Raw genomic sequence first — 14,765 nt, 5'->3', positions numbered from 1 at the left:
CAACTCAGTTTATTAAATGTCTGACATTTCCACAAGCAAGCCGCTATAGACATAAGTCCTAGTGGTTTGATGTTAAAGACGGCTGGAGAAAACGCTTAAGAGAGTTAAAGGGGGAGGAACAGCAAAGCAGCGCGCCTGATATAGGCGCACCGATAGCTTAATGCCTGACTAGGGGACGTTAGACAATATCTGCTCGCGTGGGAAGTGCTGCATAGGAGCCTGGCCGGGCCACGGCAAAGGCGCCACAGCGGCAGGCGGTGTCGACCGCTTGGGTTAGAAAGCCGCTATCCGTTTGCCAGTTTTCGTGAATGCCGTGAGCCGAGAGTTCGGCCAGCAGGCCGCCGATAAAGGCGTCGCCCCCCGCGGTGGTGTCAACGGCTTCAACGCTGGGTGGCGCAATGCGCCGATCAATATCGATGCCCTTGAGTACGACGTTGTTGGGACCATCGGTGATCAAAATAATCTTTACTCCCGCCGCTAGCCGTTCCGATAGCCACGGCTCTTCGCCATGATCGGCGCGCAGGTAGTCAAGCTCTTCCTGGGACAGCTTAAGTAGCTCTGCACCGTCGAGCAGCTGGGTTACTAAGCTGATGTCCGCCTGCCCCTCAGGCCACAGGTTGTGGCGCAAGTTAGCGTCTACGCTGACCAAACAGCCAGCTCGCTTAGCCATGGTGGCCATCGCAATGGTCACGGCGGCTATATCGGGGTCGGTAAGGCTGTTACTGCAGAGATGCAAAATGGCAGGATTCTCGAAAACGCCCGCAGGTAGATGTTCAAGGCGGTAAAGCAAGTCTGCGGCGGGCGGGCGGTAAAAATCAAACGTACGCTCGCCGGCTTCATCACGGGAAACAAAAGCCAGCGCCGTGCGTGCTTGCTTTGTGAATACTACGCCACCCGTATCTACGCCGTGGCTATTAAGCTCTCGCACCAGGAAATGGCCAAACGTATCATCGCCCAGCATGCCTAAAAACTGGCTGGGCACACCTAAACGTGCGCAGGCGACGGCGACATTAGCGGGGGCACCCCCGGCATAGGGTGTAAAGGTTTCCTGGGAAGCCGTTGAAGCCCCTAAGCGATTGGAAAGCATGTCAACGAGCGCTTCTCCAAATGCGATGACTGGCGTCATAAGCTGCCTCTTTATTGATATTGTTAGAAAACTTCTTCGTTATATAGCGCTTCTGCGGCGCCCAGCAGGCCTGTCCAGGGGGCGGTAACAACCCATATGGGAATATCCGCATTATAAGCACCTATGCGGCCTTTGTTCGCAAAGGCTGTACGTAGCTCGCTTTTCGGCAGCCATTCCAGCAGCCGTGGAAGAATGCCGCCACACAAATAAACCCCGCCGCGTGCGCCCATGGTTAAGGCGGCATCGCCACTAACATCGCCTAAAATCTTAAGGAAACGCAGCAGGGCAGCGGTGGAAAGGCTATCACCATTATTGGCGGCCTCCGTGACGTCGGCAGGGCTCGTCAAGCTCGGCTCGACGCCCTCAAGAGCGCAGTAGGCTTGATAAAGCTCTAATAAGCCCTGACCGCAAAGTAGGCGCTCAACGCTAACACGCGAACGGCGTTGCTTAAAAATATCTAAAATCGCGCGTTCGGTATCGTCAGTGGGGGCGAAGGTAATGTGACCACCTTCGGTGGGCAGCGGAATCCAGGCGTGCTGACCGGGAAACACGCCGGCAACGCCTAGCCCAGTACCCGGCCCGATGACTAAGCGGGTTGAGTGCGACTGGGGGATCCCAGGCTGGATCTCTACCAAATCACCTGCCGCCACGTGGGGAACGCCCAGCGCCTGAGCGGTGAAGTCGTTAATGACTTTAAATAGCGATAAATTCAGCGCTTGCTGAACGTCGCTTTTCATAAAGTCCCAGTGGTTATTGGTCATTTTTACCCGCTCAGCGTGAACCGGGCAGGCGAAGGCTAGGCATGCTTCTTGAGGCGCGCCTGCTGCGCTAACGCCTACGCGACTCAGGTAGTCTTGAATCGCGTCTACTACGCCGGGGTAATCGGCGCAGGGCAGGTTTAAAATATCGTGCGGGGTCATTTCGCCCGGCGACACCAGCGCAAAGCGCGCGTTAGTGCCGCCGATATCGCCGATTAATGCCGGTCGCATCAGGCATCCTCTTGTGAAATTTGCCCCTGCTGGCGAGCGAGATCATCGGCTTCAAACCCACCAAACACACCGGCGCCTTCTTCGCCGCGCATGGCCAAATGGCGGAAACCGCCAAATAGCTCACGACCCAGGCCTACGTGGTAATGATCTAAATTGGCCACCACCAGTTCACGCTTCGCCCAGATAGCGGGATCAATCTTTGCTTCCAGCGTGCCGGCATTCGCATCTAAGCGCACGATGTCGCCGTCGCGCAGCTTGGCCAGCGGGCCGCCGTCTAAGGCTTCGGGGCTCATATGAATGGAAGCGGGCACTTTGCCTGATGCACCCGACATGCGGCCGTCGGTGACCAGCGCCACTTTAAAACCACGATCCTGCAGCACGCCTAAGAACGGCGTCAGCTTATGAAGCTCGGGCATGCCGTTAGCTTTTGGGCCCTGGAAGCGCACGACGACGATGACGTCGCGGTCCAGGCTGCCGGATTCAAAAGCGGCCTTCATTTCGTTTTGGTCTTCAAAAATCTTGACGGGTGCTTCAACAATACGATGCTCTTCCGCCACCGCAGAGACTTTGATGACGCCGCGGCCCAGGTTGCCTTTCATTACCGTCAGGCCACCAGTGGGTGCGAAGGGTGTTGCTACCGGGCGTAGAACGTCCTCATCAAGGCTCTTCTCAGGGCCTTCACGCCAGACGATTTTGCCGTTCTCAATGAAAGGCTCTTGGGTATAGGCGGTTAAGTCGGTGCCGAAGACGGTAGGAATATCGCCATGAATAAGGCCTGCCGCTAACAGTTCGCGGAACAGGTAGCTCATGCCGCCTGCGGCCTGGAAGTGGTTAATATCCGCCTGGCCGTTGGGATAAACCTGCATCAGGCTGGGGGTCACTGCGGAAAGCGCCGTGAAGTCGTCCCAGTTGAGGGTGATGCCTGCAGCGGCAGCCATCGCGATCAGGTGCAGCGTATGGTTGGTTGAACCACCGGAGACCAGCAGTCCCACCAGAGCGTTGACGATAGCGCGTTCATCAATCTGCTTATAGAACGGACGATAGTTGCCGCCAGGCTCTGTATTGCGAATGGTCTGCTCGGTGGCGTAGCGTGTCAATGCTTCGCGCATGTCGGTGCCAGGATTAACGAACGACGTGCCCGGCAAGTGCAGCCCCATCATTTCCATCATCAGCTGATTGGAGTTTGCGGTGCCGTAAAAGGTACAGGTGCCGGGGCTGTGATAGGAGTCTGACTCGGCTTCGAGCAGCTCCTCTCGGCCCACTTTACCTTCTGCGTAGAGCTGGCGTACACGCGCCTTCTCTTTATTGGGTAAGCCGCTGGGCATTGGGCCGGCGGGTACAAACATCGCTGGCAGATGGCCAAAGCGCGCCGCGCTAATAAATAGCCCCGGAATAATTTTGTCGCACACGCCTAAATAAAGAGCGGCATCAAACATATTGTGTGACAGGCCAATGGCTGCAGACATCGCAATCACATCGCGTGAAAACAGCGAAAGCTCCATGCCTGGCTGGCCCTGGGTAACGCCGTCACACATCGCCGGTACGCCGCCTGCAAACTGCGCGGTCGAGCCCATATCCCGCGCGGCGGCTTTAATGGTTTCAGGAAACGTTTCAAACGGCTGGTGCGCTGAGAGCATGTCGTTGTAAGACGAAATAATGCCCAGGTTAGCGCTGTTCATCAGCTTAAGTTCGCCCTTGTCACGCGGGTTGCATGCAGCGAAACCATGAGCCAGATTACCGCAGCTAAGCTCGCCTCGATGCACGCCACGCTTGTGCTGGTCGGCCATGCGCTGCTCGTAGAGAGCACGACGTTCGGCAGAACGCTCACGAATGCGCTGGGTGACCTCAGCAACAACGGCGTTTAATGGGGCAGGTGTTGAACTCGGCATAGTGACCTCTGCATGATAGAGACGGTGTGTGAAGATTGTAGTTATTTTACATTCTTTGGTGTCGATATAAGAGACTTTACGGCAATAAAAACACTGCTTGTAGTTTTATTACCTCAAATTAGGCCGGAGTAGATCGCCAGCAATGGCCTCAATGGCGTTATAAAATTCTCACAGGGTGTGCTAGCCGCCAGTGAAATAGCAAGTATAGCACTCGGGCTTTTGCTACCCTTTTATACCTCGCATTTGATTATTGAATGAGCCATCCCTGAGCTGGAGCCCGCATGCATGCCATTGTTAACCGCATTCAACCTGTTAATTTCTTAGCGGGTGAGGAGGCGCGTCGCTATTTAGATACGCTGACCAAGCCCATCGGCAGTCTGGGTGCGTTGGAGGAACTGGCGATTCAGCTGAGCGCAATGACGGGCGAGCTAAAGCCCAGCGTTGCAGCACCAGCAGTGATTGTCTTCGCGGCAGACCATGGCGTCGCCGCTGAAGGCGTTTCGGCCTTTCCTCAGGCGGTGACCGCGCAGATGGTGGCCAATTTTGTACACGGCGGCGCGGCTATTAATGTCTTCGCCCGGCAGATTGGCGCCCGCGTTGAAATAGTCGATGTGGGTGTGGCAAGCCAGTTAATAGAGCCCAGTGTGGTTAATGCCAAGGTACGCCATGGCACCGGCAATATACTGATCGAAGACGCGATGCAAACGGATGAGGCCCTGGCCGCGATTGATGCGGGCATTGCGGCCGTTGACCGAGCCCAGCAAGCGGGTTCCAACTGCCTGATTATTGGCGAAATGGGCATTGCTAACACCACCGCCAGTAGCGCGATGTTAGCGGCTTTGACCGGTGAGTCAGTGGCAGGCCTAGTAGGGACAGGCACGGGGATTAACAGCGCCCAGCAAGCGCATAAAATCACAGTAATTGAGCGTGCTATTGCCGCACGACGCGCAGACCCTCAGGCACCTTTTGACGTGCTGGTTAAACTGGGGGGGCTGGAAATTGCCGCCATGACGGGCGCTTACCTGGCGGCGGGTGCCCTGCGGCTACCGGCGATTGTCGATGGCTTTATTGCGACCGTTGCCGCCCTGGCCGCCTGCCGACTCTGCCCCGCAGTGCGCGGCTATCTCATCTTCGGCCATCGCTCCCAAGAGCCAGGGCACGATATTGCCTTAGCGGCCCTAGAAGCAACGCCATTGCTGGATATGAATATGCGGCTAGGCGAAGGCAGCGGTGCGGCGCTGGCGTATCCGCTGCTACAGGCGGCAACTGCCATGATGCGCGAAATGGCCACGTTTGATTCGGCGGGCGTTAGTGACAAGGCAAAGCCATGATCGCGGGCGCCACGCTCGGTGGGGCAGGTTTGATTATGCTGGCCATTGTGATTGATTTAATCGTCGGCGATCCGCGCTGGTTGCCGCATCCGGTGGTTCTCATCGGGCGCTTTATAAGCGGTTTTGAGCGGCGTTGGAATCGTGGTTCTGCTGCTGCGCGCAGATTTAGCGGGTTGCTATTAACGGTCAGCGTGGTCGGCGGCGTGTTGGGGGTCAGCTGGCTGCTGCTTTGGGCATTAGCACAGCTGCACCCAGGTCTGGCGCTTATCGCTGAGCTTTGGCTGCTTTCTACCACGCTGGCTATTAAGGGTCTGGGTGATGCCGCGCGCGCCGTTGCCGCGCCGCTGGCTAACGGTGATTTACCCGCAGCGCGCCAAGCGCTGAGTATGATTGTAGGGCGCGATACCCAGCAGTTAGATGAAGCAGGGATTACGCGCGCCACGGTGGAAACCGTGGCAGAAAATACCGTAGACGGTATTGTTGCACCGTTATTTTTCGCTTTCATCGGCGGCGCGCCGCTAGCGCTGGCCTATAAAGCAGTGAACACCTTGGATTCAATGGTCGGCTATCGAAACCAGCGCTACAGCGACTTTGGATTTTTTTCTGCCAAGCTAGACGATATCGCCAACTGGCTTCCGGCGCGCTTAACGGCGCTGTGTCTGTGGCTTGCGGGCCTGCTATTAAGCACTGCGGGGGTGTTACCTCTGCGCTGGAAAGGTGCGCTGCGCAGTACCTTTCATGATGCGCCGCGCCATCTAAGCCCAAACGCTGGCTGGCCAGAAGCCATGGTTGCACGCTTGTTGGGCGTGCAGCTGGGCGGCACGAGCTTCTACCAAGGCCTGGCATCGCATCGCGCGACGCTAGGCGAGCCCATTAACGTGCTGCGGGTTGCACACATCAGTGCCACGGTGCGTTTAATGCACGGTGCGTGGCTGCTGTTTACGCTACTCTTTGTTCTTCTGGTTGTCGTACCGATAGCGATCAAGACGCCTATCTTCTCGGGGGTAATATGAGTGAGCCTGAATGGCCCAGCCACGGCGGCCAAGCCGATGCACTGTTAGCACACTTTAATTTGCCCGCAGATCATCGCCTGGAAGATTTTAGTGCCAACCTGAACCCTATGGGCCCACCCGCCTGGGTTCGCGATTGGTTGACGGAACAACTGACCGGCGTTGAACGCTATCCGGCACCGGATTACCACGCTGCCCGTCAGGCGATCGCGACATATCATCAGCTCCGGCCCGAACAAGTGCTGCTGACCAATGGTGGGGCCGAGGCGATTTTTCTCGCTGCCGCGCTGCACGCCGGCCAGCGAGCCGCCATCATTACGCCCACCTTTGGCGAGTATGACCGCGCTTGTCACGCTCACCGGCTTCCTGTCACGACGTTACCACTGGCCGCGCCGAACTTTACGCTGGAGTATGATGCGCTTTTAGAGGCGCTAGCCGGTCACGATGTGCTGTTTCTTTGTCGGCCCAATAATCCAACGGCGACGCTTATCGATACTCCGGCCATGCTGGGTTTGTTAGAGCGCACCGCGGCGCTTGGTTGTCGCGTGGTGGTTGATGAAGCCTTTATCGATATGGTTGATAACACCCAGCAAACGGCGTCGCTGACTCCCTTGTTGGCGCGTTTTCCACATTTGATACTGCTGCACTCAATGACCAAGTTTTATACCTTGCCGGGTCTTCGCATGGGCTATTTGCTGGCGGATGAAGCCACTATCAGCGCGGCAGAGGCCCACCAGCCACCTTGGAGCGTTAATCACTTGGCGGCTGAGCTGGTGGCGCCGCTGCTCGCAGACGATGCCTTTGCACGACGCACTCAGCGATGGATGGCCAGCGAGCACCCGCGCATGATTCAAGCGCTGGCTGAGCTAGGGCTTGACGTCGTGCCTAGCCATGCCTGCTTCTTTTTGATTAGGCCCAACGCTCAGCAGGATATTACCTGCGATGCGCTGTTTGAACAGCTGTTGTGCAGGGGAGTGCTGGTACGTCATACGCATAACTTTGCCGGGCTAGACGGTGGCTGGCTGCGCGTGGCGCTACGCGATGCGCCTGCTAATCAACGGTTGATTAAGGTCTTGCATGATTGTCTTCGTTAGCGGCGGGGCGCGCTCAGGTAAAAGCGCCATCGCTGAACAGCAAGTGCTAGAGGCGGCGGCTGGTAGACTTTGTTATTACCTGGCCACCGCCAGCGTGTATGACGAAGAGATGGCCGAGCGGGTGGCTCGTCATCAGCAGTCCAGGCACGCACTGTCCCAATTCGCGCAGTGGCAAACCATCGAAGCGCCGCTGGCTATCGATCAAGCGATTGCCGCGCTGCCCGCTAACGGCGCTGTGCTGCTTGATTGCTTAACGCTATGGGCCAGCCAAGTGCTGTATGGCAGTGAACTCAGTGAGGAGGAGGGTCTGGCGCTGTTGGCGAATAGCCTTTGTGATGCCCGAGCGCGCAGCATGCATTTAGTGATTGTCTCTAACGACATCAATGAAGCGCTGCCGCCCACCGATGCCGAGACCTGGCGCTACCTTGCGTTTCTGCAGCGCGTTCATCGCTGGGTGGCAGCAGAGGCGGATTCAGTGATAGAGGTCGTGGCAGGCTGCGCGGTGGAGTGGAAACCGACCCGTGGATGCTGTTTATGAACGGACGGCCATTATGAAAAATGCCCTATGGGGTCTGGTGTTAGCACTGCAGTTTCTTACCCGCATTCCACTTCCCGTTGCGTGCCCATGGACGCCAGACACCCGCCGCTGGGCCGTGCGCTTTTATCCGGTAGTGGGATTATTGATTGGCAGCATACTGGCGCTAGTCGCAGTTCTTTTGCATAACGCGCCGGCACCGATAACCGCGCTGGCCGCGTTAAGCGTGTGGGTGGCGTTGTCGGGTGGCCTGCATTTAGACGGTGTGATGGATATCGCGGATGCGCTGGGCAGCAATCAGCCGCTGGCGCGCCGCTGGGAGATCATGAAGGACTCGCAGGTCGGCAGCTTCGGCATATTGGCGCTGGTGTTTTTACTCGCCTGGAAAGGCATTTTACTGTGGGCGCTGATTGATTATCAGGCACCACTCTGGTGGCTAGTGGCGTTGCCCGCGCTGGGTCGCTGGGCGGGCGTTGCTTTACTGGTGCTAACACCCTGCGCTCAATCAAAAGGCTTGGCATGGAGCTGGCAGCAGTCGCTTAGCGCCCAGGACGTTGCGCTAGCGCTGTTGCCGCTGGCGTTGTTAGCCCTGCTAGCGCCTCTTGTTGTGTTAATGCTGCTAGCGGTTGCGGCCTTTGTGGTGCTCATGCGCGGGGCCATGATGCGATTATTCAACGGCATTAACGGCGATATGGTCGGTGCCACTATTGAAGGAGGAGAGCTTTGGCTACTGATCTTACTGTGGAGCTGGTGGCAGTTCGCCACGGTATCACCGCTTGGAATTTAGAACGCCGCTATCAAGGCCAGCGCGACATTCCGCTGCTTTTCCCCGACGCGCAGGCGGGGCTGATAACCCTGCGTGAAGCGCTGGCGCTTGAGTCGTTTGATTCCATTTACTCAAGCGATCTACACCGCTGCCAGCAAACGCTGGAATGGTCGCAGGCGGCAGAGGCGGGCGCGCCGTTGCACCTTGATCCGCGTCTTCGTGAGCTAGATTTTGGCGACTACGAAGGTAAGGTTTACGACGAGCTGAAAGACCTGCCGCACTACCGCGCCTGGATTGACAGCGTGGGTGAGCTGCAAATCCCCGGCGGCGAGTCTGCCGCCCAGCTGCGTGAGCGTTTGGATGCCTGGCTATCTGATTTGGCGGCTGATGCCCAGGGCAGCGGTCATCGAAAGATTCTGGCAGTGACCCACGGCGGCGTTATTCGCGAACTGCGCAGGCGCTTTGAAACTATCCACTTTTGGGAAGGCACGCTACTTCAAGCCCAAGGTAGGCGCTGGAAGCTTACGTACCACGTTGATGAAAAGGGACAAGGAGAATGGCAATGCAGCTCTTCATCGGCGGTGCCTGCGCTGGCAAACGCGACGCCGTAGCCGCTCGCTTTCCTGGGGCTACTAGCTGGCGGCTAAAAGCCCATAAGCCGCTGAGTGATTGTCAGTCAGCGCTTTGTGCCCACTCGCCGCTTGTAATTAATGGTGTGCTTGATTGGCTTAGCGCAGATTTAGAAACAACCGATAGCGACACGCTGCGCCAGCGCTGGCAGGGCGATATACAACAGCTCTGCCTGCGCGCTGAAACACTCAGTGCAGCTATAATTATCATCGCTACTGACGTTGGGCGCGGCATTGTGCCCATGCAGCCCGAGCAGCGCCGCCTGCGTGATGTAAACGGCTGGTTCACTCAAGATATGACCGCCCACGCTGAGCGGGTCTGGTATGTCCGTCACGGGCTGGTGATGGCGATTAAATAAGCGCTGAATGTTTAGTTAAAAGCCATCTCACGGCATTTTTAATTGAGCTTCTCTTTAAATTGACCTCCTCATAGCAAGTTGCTAGCTTACGCGCACTCTCAGGTGCTGGCGGTGTAAAAGCCGCTAGTGAAACGGGAAGTTGGTGAACGCCCTGCGTGATTCCAACGCTGCCCCCGCAACGGTGATCGAGATAGGAACGGCTAAAACGCCACTGTGCTTTGGCATGGGAAGGTGGTCGTTCAGAAAGGAGTGGGCCTTTTTAGGTGCGCCTTTCGCTCGTCAGCCCGGAGACCGGCCCGAGAGTAGCGGTTCAACAGAACCAAACTATACCGAGACGCGGTGGGCGCTCTCAGGGTGATCGACGGCGCCACGATGCGATCATGCAGCGTGACCGTTCTTGCCTCGTTATGCCTAGCCATGCCTAGTTATGCCCTGCGCTCGGCCAAAAAAATACGTTGTGCGGGTGAGCACGACGCGCAAGGGATCTCACATGAACCATCGCTCTAATACCGCCGCAACGCTTGCGGCGTTAGCTATATCTGCGCTGCCGCTGGCCGTTCAGGCCCAATCCACGGCGCAAAATACGCCGGCAGCGGCTGAATCGCTTAACCCTGTCGTGATCACCGCAGCACTGGCCCCGCGTACGGCGAATGAAAGCCTGTCGTCGGTGACCGTGATCGACGAAGCGACTTTTCGCCGCCAGGACCCTACCAGTATTACCGACCTTTTCCGCGGCCAGCCGGGCGTTGATGTGTCTTCCAACGGCAGCTTCGGAAAAAACAGCAGCGTCTTTATTCGTGGCACCGGTAGCGGCCAAAACGTGCTGTTAATTGACGGTATCCGTTTGCGCTCGGCCACTAGCGGCGGTGCAGCGTGGTCGTATCTTGACCCGCGCATGTTTGACCGTGCTGAAATTGTGCGCGGTCCGCGTGGCAGCCTTTACGGTGCCGATGCGATTGGTGGCGTCATTCAGCTTTTTACACCGCAAGGTGAAGAAGAGGGCCCGCAGCCGCGTATATCGGTAGGCGGGGGCTCTTTTAATACCCAGCGACTAAGTGCTGGCATGAGTGGTCGTGAAGGCGGTACGCGCTATAGCTTTGCCGGCAGTCATTTCAATACCGATGGCCAACCCGTACGGCGCAGCGGCGACGATAAGGGTTACGACAATACGTCCGCGCTGGCGAGAGTTTCGCATACGTTTGAGAGTGGCGCTGAAATGGGCGTGCTGGCGCTCCGTGCGCGCGGTAATAATGAATATGACGGCGGTGAAAACGATTTTGTTCAGCAGGTGGCGGGTGTTTACGGCGAATTACCGCTGATGGATAACTGGCGGAGTCGGCTGACGCTCAGCGAATCCCGGGATGAAAGCGATAACGTCGCTGATTCGGGGGAGTCAGTCTTTAATACCAAAGTGCGTACCGCTCGCTGGGAAAACACCTTCACGGCGGGAGTACACGAGCTAATCGCCGGCGGTGAGTACAGCGAAGACCGGGTAAGCGGCACGACGGCCTACGATGAAAGTAGCCGCAGCAACGCCGCTGTTTTCTCTCAAGCGCTGCTGGATTTTTCGCCGCTTATGCTTCAGGCCAGCCTACGCTTTGACGACAACGAAGCCTATGGCAATGAAGTAACGGGTAGCCTGGGGTTGGGTTACGACGTAGATAGCCATCATACGTTACGCACGAGCTACGGGACGGCGTTTAATGCCCCTACCTATAACCAGCTATATTTCCCTGGCTTTGGCAATCCTGATTTAGAGTCGGAAACGTCTGAATCAATTGAAGTCGGCGTGCGCGGCCAGTACGCAAACTGGTTCTGGGATGCCGCTATCTATCAAACGGATATCGATAACCTGATCGCAGGGCAGGGTGTTCAGTTCAACGTGCCCACGTCACGCATTCGCGGTGCTGAGCTTGCAAGCGGCGTTGAGATTAATGATTGGACGCTGGCCGCCGCATTGACCTATACCGATCCGGAAAATCGTCTGACGGGTAATCGTCTGCAAAATCGCGCCACGCAAAGTGTGCGCTTAGACGCTGATCGCGAGCTGGGCGAGTGGTCGTTGGGAGGCTCCTGGATAGTGCAAAATCATCGCTATCGTGATGCGCAAAATAACGATCGCCTTAGTGGCTATGGGCTTGTTAACCTTCGTGCTGGCTGGCAGTTCGCTCCGCTTTGGAGCGCCCGTGTGACGGTTGAAAATGCGCTGGATCAAGACTACATCACCACGCGTTCCTTTGACGGCGCGGACTACATTAACGCAGGCCGAGCAGGATTTTTGAGTGTGCATTTTGGCCAATAGAAAAAATCAACTACTGCGCGGGGCCTTGGGCCTCGCGCTGTTAGCAGCATCGGGCGCGTCGTTCGCCGATAATCCTGCGCGCTGCGCCATTGATGACCGAGACCGTGAGGTCTGCCTTCACTCGGCCGCCCAGCGTATTGCTACTCTTTCGCCTGGGGCTACTGAGCTGACTTACGCAGCAGGTGCCGGCGACCAAGTGGTGGCCGTGGTGTCTTACAGCGATTACCCGCCTGACGCTAAAAACGTGGTCTCAGTAGGTAGTCATACCCGCATTGATTTAGAAGCGCTGGTAGGTCTGGCGCCCGATTTAGTGATCGGCTGGATAACAGGCAACCCGGCAGAGCAGCTTGAAACGCTGAAAACACTGGGGATGCCGGTGTTTTACATTGAGCCACGCAGCATGGAAGGCGTGGCCAGCGCCATCGAACGCCTGGCACGATTGGCTGGTACTGAAGTTGCCGGGCAGGCCGTTGCCGATAATTTTCGCACGACCATGACCGCGCTTGCCGAGCGCTACAGCGAGCGCGAACCGGTGCCGACGTTCTACCAAGTGTGGGACGAGCCATTAATGAGCGTTAATGACCAGCATCTTATTGGCCAAGTGGTCACACTGTGTGGCGGTGTTAACGTCTTCGGCGAGCAGTCACGGCTTGTCCCACGCATCGACGATGAAGCTGTGCTGGCCGCGAATCCTGAAGTCATTGTGGCTGGCGGCATGGGGGAAGAAAATCGTCACTGGCTCACGCACTGGGAGCAGTATTCCAGCTTGATGGCCGTGGCTGAAGATAACCTGTTTTTCGTACCGCCATCGCTCATACAGCGACCCACGCCACGCCTCATGGAGGGCACTCAGCTGCTCTGTGAGAAGCTTGATATCGCCCGCCAAAATCGCAGGAATACTTAATGTTAACGCGCCTGGGTCTGCCACTGAGCCTATTGCTGCTGGCGGCGCTGGGTGCGCTTCTGATAGCGCTGAGTGTCGGCAGTGCACAGATTTCCCCCGCGCAAATTTGGACAGTGGTGACAGGAGATGGCGGGCAGGGCGATGCCTTAGCGCGGACCATGGTGCTAGAACTGCGCTTGCCTCGCGCGCTTTCGGCCTTTGCGGTGGGTGGATTGCTAGCGGTAGCTGGAGCTTTGATGCAGGTGTTGCTGCGTAACCCTCTAGCCGATCCGTATGTGCTTGGGCTTTCTGGAGGCGCCTCGATTGGCGCGCTGGCGGCCATGCTGGCAGGGCTAGGGGGGTTGGCTATCTCAAGCTCAGCGTTTGGCGGCGCGCTGTTTTCTACCTTTCTTGTGTTTGGGCTGGCGCACGGCAGCGGCAGTTGGACGCCTTCTCGGCTGCTGCTTACGGGGGTCGTCGTTGCGGCTGGGTGGGGCGCGGTGATTACGCTGATGTTGGCCTTGAGCCCGGCCGAGCGTCTTCCGGGTATGCTCTATTGGCTGATGGGCGATCTTTCCTACGCCCGAACGCCGTGGCCGCCGCTACTGCTGCTATTAGCCACCTGCGTGGTGCTGATTCCGCTTGGGCGTAGCTTAAACGTGCTGGCGCGTGGCCCGCAGCAGGCCGCCGCGCTGGGCGTTGCGGTTAAACCGCTTGAGTGGTGTATCTACGTTGCCGCCAGCTTGCTAACGGCGGCGGCGGTCACGACCGCGGGTAGCATTGGTTTTGTGGGTTTAGTGGTGCCGCATATGCTGCGCTTGCTGTTGGGTAATGATCAGCGGCTGATACTGCCTGCCTGCGCGTTAGCGGGTGGCACGCTGTTAGTACTGGCCGACACGCTGGCGCGCACCATGATCGCGCCAGAACAGCTGCCGGTCGGCGTGATCACTGCGCTACTGGGCGTTCCTACCTTTCTGTTTCTGCTCTATCGGAGCCGCTGATGAGCGAACTTTCTACCCATGACCTCATCATCGATGTGCCTGGTAGAGAAGGCGGAACGCCGCTTAATATAACCATTCAGCCCGGTCAGCGCTGGGGCGTATTGGGTCCCAATGGCGCGGGTAAAACGACGCTGCTGCATACTCTGGCAGGGCTGCAAGCGCCTCGATCCGGCGAGGTTAGATTGGATGGGGAGCCCATGCATCAATGCCGTCGCCGCTACATTGCCCAGCGCTTGGGGCTGGTATTTCAAGACCGCCAGGATGGCTTTCCTGCGTCGGTATTAGAGACCGCGCTGATTGGGCGTCATCCGTACCTATCTGCTTGGCAAATGGAGGGCGCCGCGGACTATCAGCGTGCGGAAGAAGCGCTGCAGCGCTTAGACGTGGTGCATTTACGTGACCGCTTGGTCAGCACGCTTTCGGGCGGCGAGCGCCAGCGCGTGGCCATTGCCACCGTGCTAACGCAGGCGCCCAGCGTGTGGCTGGCCGATGAGCCCACCAATCATCTTGATCTTCATCATCAAAGCTCAGTGATGACCCTCATGGCCGAGCAGGCCGCTTCCGGCCATGCGGTAATGATGTGCCTGCACGATCTCAATTTAGCCGCTCGTTGGTGTGACCACGTGCTGCTGCTTTATCCAAATGGCGAGGCGTGCTGGGGCACGCGGGATAGCATGCTGGTGCCTAGCGCATTGGAAAAGCTGTATCGTCAGCGGCTAGCGGTGGTTGAGGTGGAAGGCGCACCGGTGTTTGTACCCATCAACGAATAATCTATTTCTAGAACCTCCAGCGATAAACCGCTTCACACCTGATTCTTGGCCTACACTGAATATTGACGCGGGCCACTGCTG

General features: G+C 57.5%; 14 protein-coding genes and 1 riboswitch. Of the genes, 11 read left to right on the top strand and 3 right to left on the bottom strand.

Annotation, left to right across the window (positions count from 1 at the left end; translation table 11 throughout):
• Positions 1-178: 178 nt before the first annotated feature.
• Genes KUO20_RS09480 through edd form a run of 3 tightly spaced genes read right to left on the bottom strand, consistent with a single transcriptional unit; the run spans position 179 to position 4,004 of the window.
• Entirely contained in the window at positions 179-1,126 is a 948-nt protein-coding gene (locus tag KUO20_RS09480) for a carbohydrate kinase family protein (protein ID WP_235039638.1), read from the bottom strand.
• A gap of 23 nt (positions 1,127-1,149) precedes the next feature.
• A complete protein-coding gene (glk, locus tag KUO20_RS09475) occupies positions 1,150-2,115 on the bottom strand; it encodes a glucokinase (RefSeq protein ID WP_235039637.1) in 966 nt (321 codons plus the stop codon).
• On the bottom strand, positions 2,115-4,004 hold the full coding sequence (gene edd / locus KUO20_RS09470) for a phosphogluconate dehydratase (protein ID WP_235039636.1): 1,890 nt from the start codon (positions 4,002-4,004) through the stop codon (positions 2,115-2,117). Before edd ends, glk begins: the two co-directional genes overlap by 1 nt.
• Before the next feature lie 281 nt (positions 4,005-4,285).
• Between edd and cobT the strand changes: the two genes are divergently transcribed.
• The 11 genes from cobT (at position 4,286) to KUO20_RS09415 (ending at position 14,684) form a co-directional block, all read left to right on the top strand.
• Complete coding sequence (cobT, locus tag KUO20_RS09465) at positions 4,286-5,335, top strand: nicotinate-nucleotide--dimethylbenzimidazole phosphoribosyltransferase (RefSeq protein ID WP_235039635.1); 1,050 nt, start codon at positions 4,286-4,288, stop codon at positions 5,333-5,335.
• Positions 5,332-6,348: an adenosylcobinamide-phosphate synthase CbiB gene (gene cbiB / locus KUO20_RS09460; RefSeq protein ID WP_235039634.1), complete on the top strand. Its 1,017-nt coding sequence runs from the start codon at positions 5,332-5,334 to the stop codon at positions 6,346-6,348. The genes cobT and cbiB overlap by 4 nt, the downstream gene beginning before the upstream one ends.
• Positions 6,345-7,439, top strand: a complete 1,095-nt coding sequence (gene cobD / locus KUO20_RS09455) for a threonine-phosphate decarboxylase CobD (RefSeq protein ID WP_235039633.1) — start codon at positions 6,345-6,347, stop codon at positions 7,437-7,439. Before cbiB ends, cobD begins: the two co-directional genes overlap by 4 nt.
• A complete protein-coding gene (locus KUO20_RS09450; RefSeq protein ID WP_235039632.1) occupies positions 7,423-7,977 on the top strand; it encodes a bifunctional adenosylcobinamide kinase/adenosylcobinamide-phosphate guanylyltransferase in 555 nt (184 codons plus the stop codon). Before cobD ends, KUO20_RS09450 begins: the two co-directional genes overlap by 17 nt.
• Positions 7,978-7,990: 13 nt before the next feature.
• Positions 7,991-8,761, top strand: coding sequence for an adenosylcobinamide-GDP ribazoletransferase (gene cobS, locus KUO20_RS09445; RefSeq protein WP_235039631.1), 771 nt, complete (start codon positions 7,991-7,993; stop codon positions 8,759-8,761).
• Positions 8,698-9,351: a histidine phosphatase family protein gene (locus tag KUO20_RS09440; RefSeq protein ID WP_235039630.1), complete on the top strand. Its 654-nt coding sequence runs from the start codon at positions 8,698-8,700 to the stop codon at positions 9,349-9,351. The genes cobS and KUO20_RS09440 overlap by 64 nt, the downstream gene beginning before the upstream one ends.
• Complete coding sequence (locus KUO20_RS09435; RefSeq protein ID WP_235039629.1) at positions 9,303-9,728, top strand: bifunctional adenosylcobinamide kinase/adenosylcobinamide-phosphate guanylyltransferase; 426 nt, start codon at positions 9,303-9,305, stop codon at positions 9,726-9,728. Before KUO20_RS09440 ends, KUO20_RS09435 begins: the two co-directional genes overlap by 49 nt.
• 83 nt (positions 9,729-9,811) lie before the next feature.
• Positions 9,812-10,042: riboswitch (cobalamin riboswitch) on the top strand.
• Positions 10,043-10,218: 176 nt separating this feature from the next.
• Complete coding sequence (locus KUO20_RS09430; RefSeq protein ID WP_235039628.1) at positions 10,219-12,030, top strand: TonB-dependent receptor domain-containing protein; 1,812 nt, start codon at positions 10,219-10,221, stop codon at positions 12,028-12,030.
• The gene (locus tag KUO20_RS09425; protein WP_235039627.1) at positions 12,011-12,934 is read left to right on the top strand and encodes a cobalamin-binding protein; all 924 of its coding nucleotides are present in this window, start codon (positions 12,011-12,013) and stop codon (positions 12,932-12,934) included. The genes KUO20_RS09430 and KUO20_RS09425 overlap by 20 nt, the downstream gene beginning before the upstream one ends.
• Positions 12,934-13,914, top strand: a complete 981-nt coding sequence (locus tag KUO20_RS09420) for a FecCD family ABC transporter permease (RefSeq protein ID WP_235039626.1) — start codon at positions 12,934-12,936, stop codon at positions 13,912-13,914. The genes KUO20_RS09425 and KUO20_RS09420 overlap by 1 nt, the downstream gene beginning before the upstream one ends.
• Positions 13,914-14,684: an ABC transporter ATP-binding protein gene (locus KUO20_RS09415; RefSeq protein WP_235039625.1), complete on the top strand. Its 771-nt coding sequence runs from the start codon at positions 13,914-13,916 to the stop codon at positions 14,682-14,684. Before KUO20_RS09420 ends, KUO20_RS09415 begins: the two co-directional genes overlap by 1 nt.
• Positions 14,685-14,765: the final 81 nt, after the last annotated feature.

This window comes from Vreelandella profundi, from assembly GCF_019722725.1.
GTDB lineage: Bacteria > Pseudomonadota > Gammaproteobacteria > Pseudomonadales > Halomonadaceae > Vreelandella > Vreelandella profundi.
This window is presented reverse-complemented; position numbering and strand designations above follow the sequence as displayed.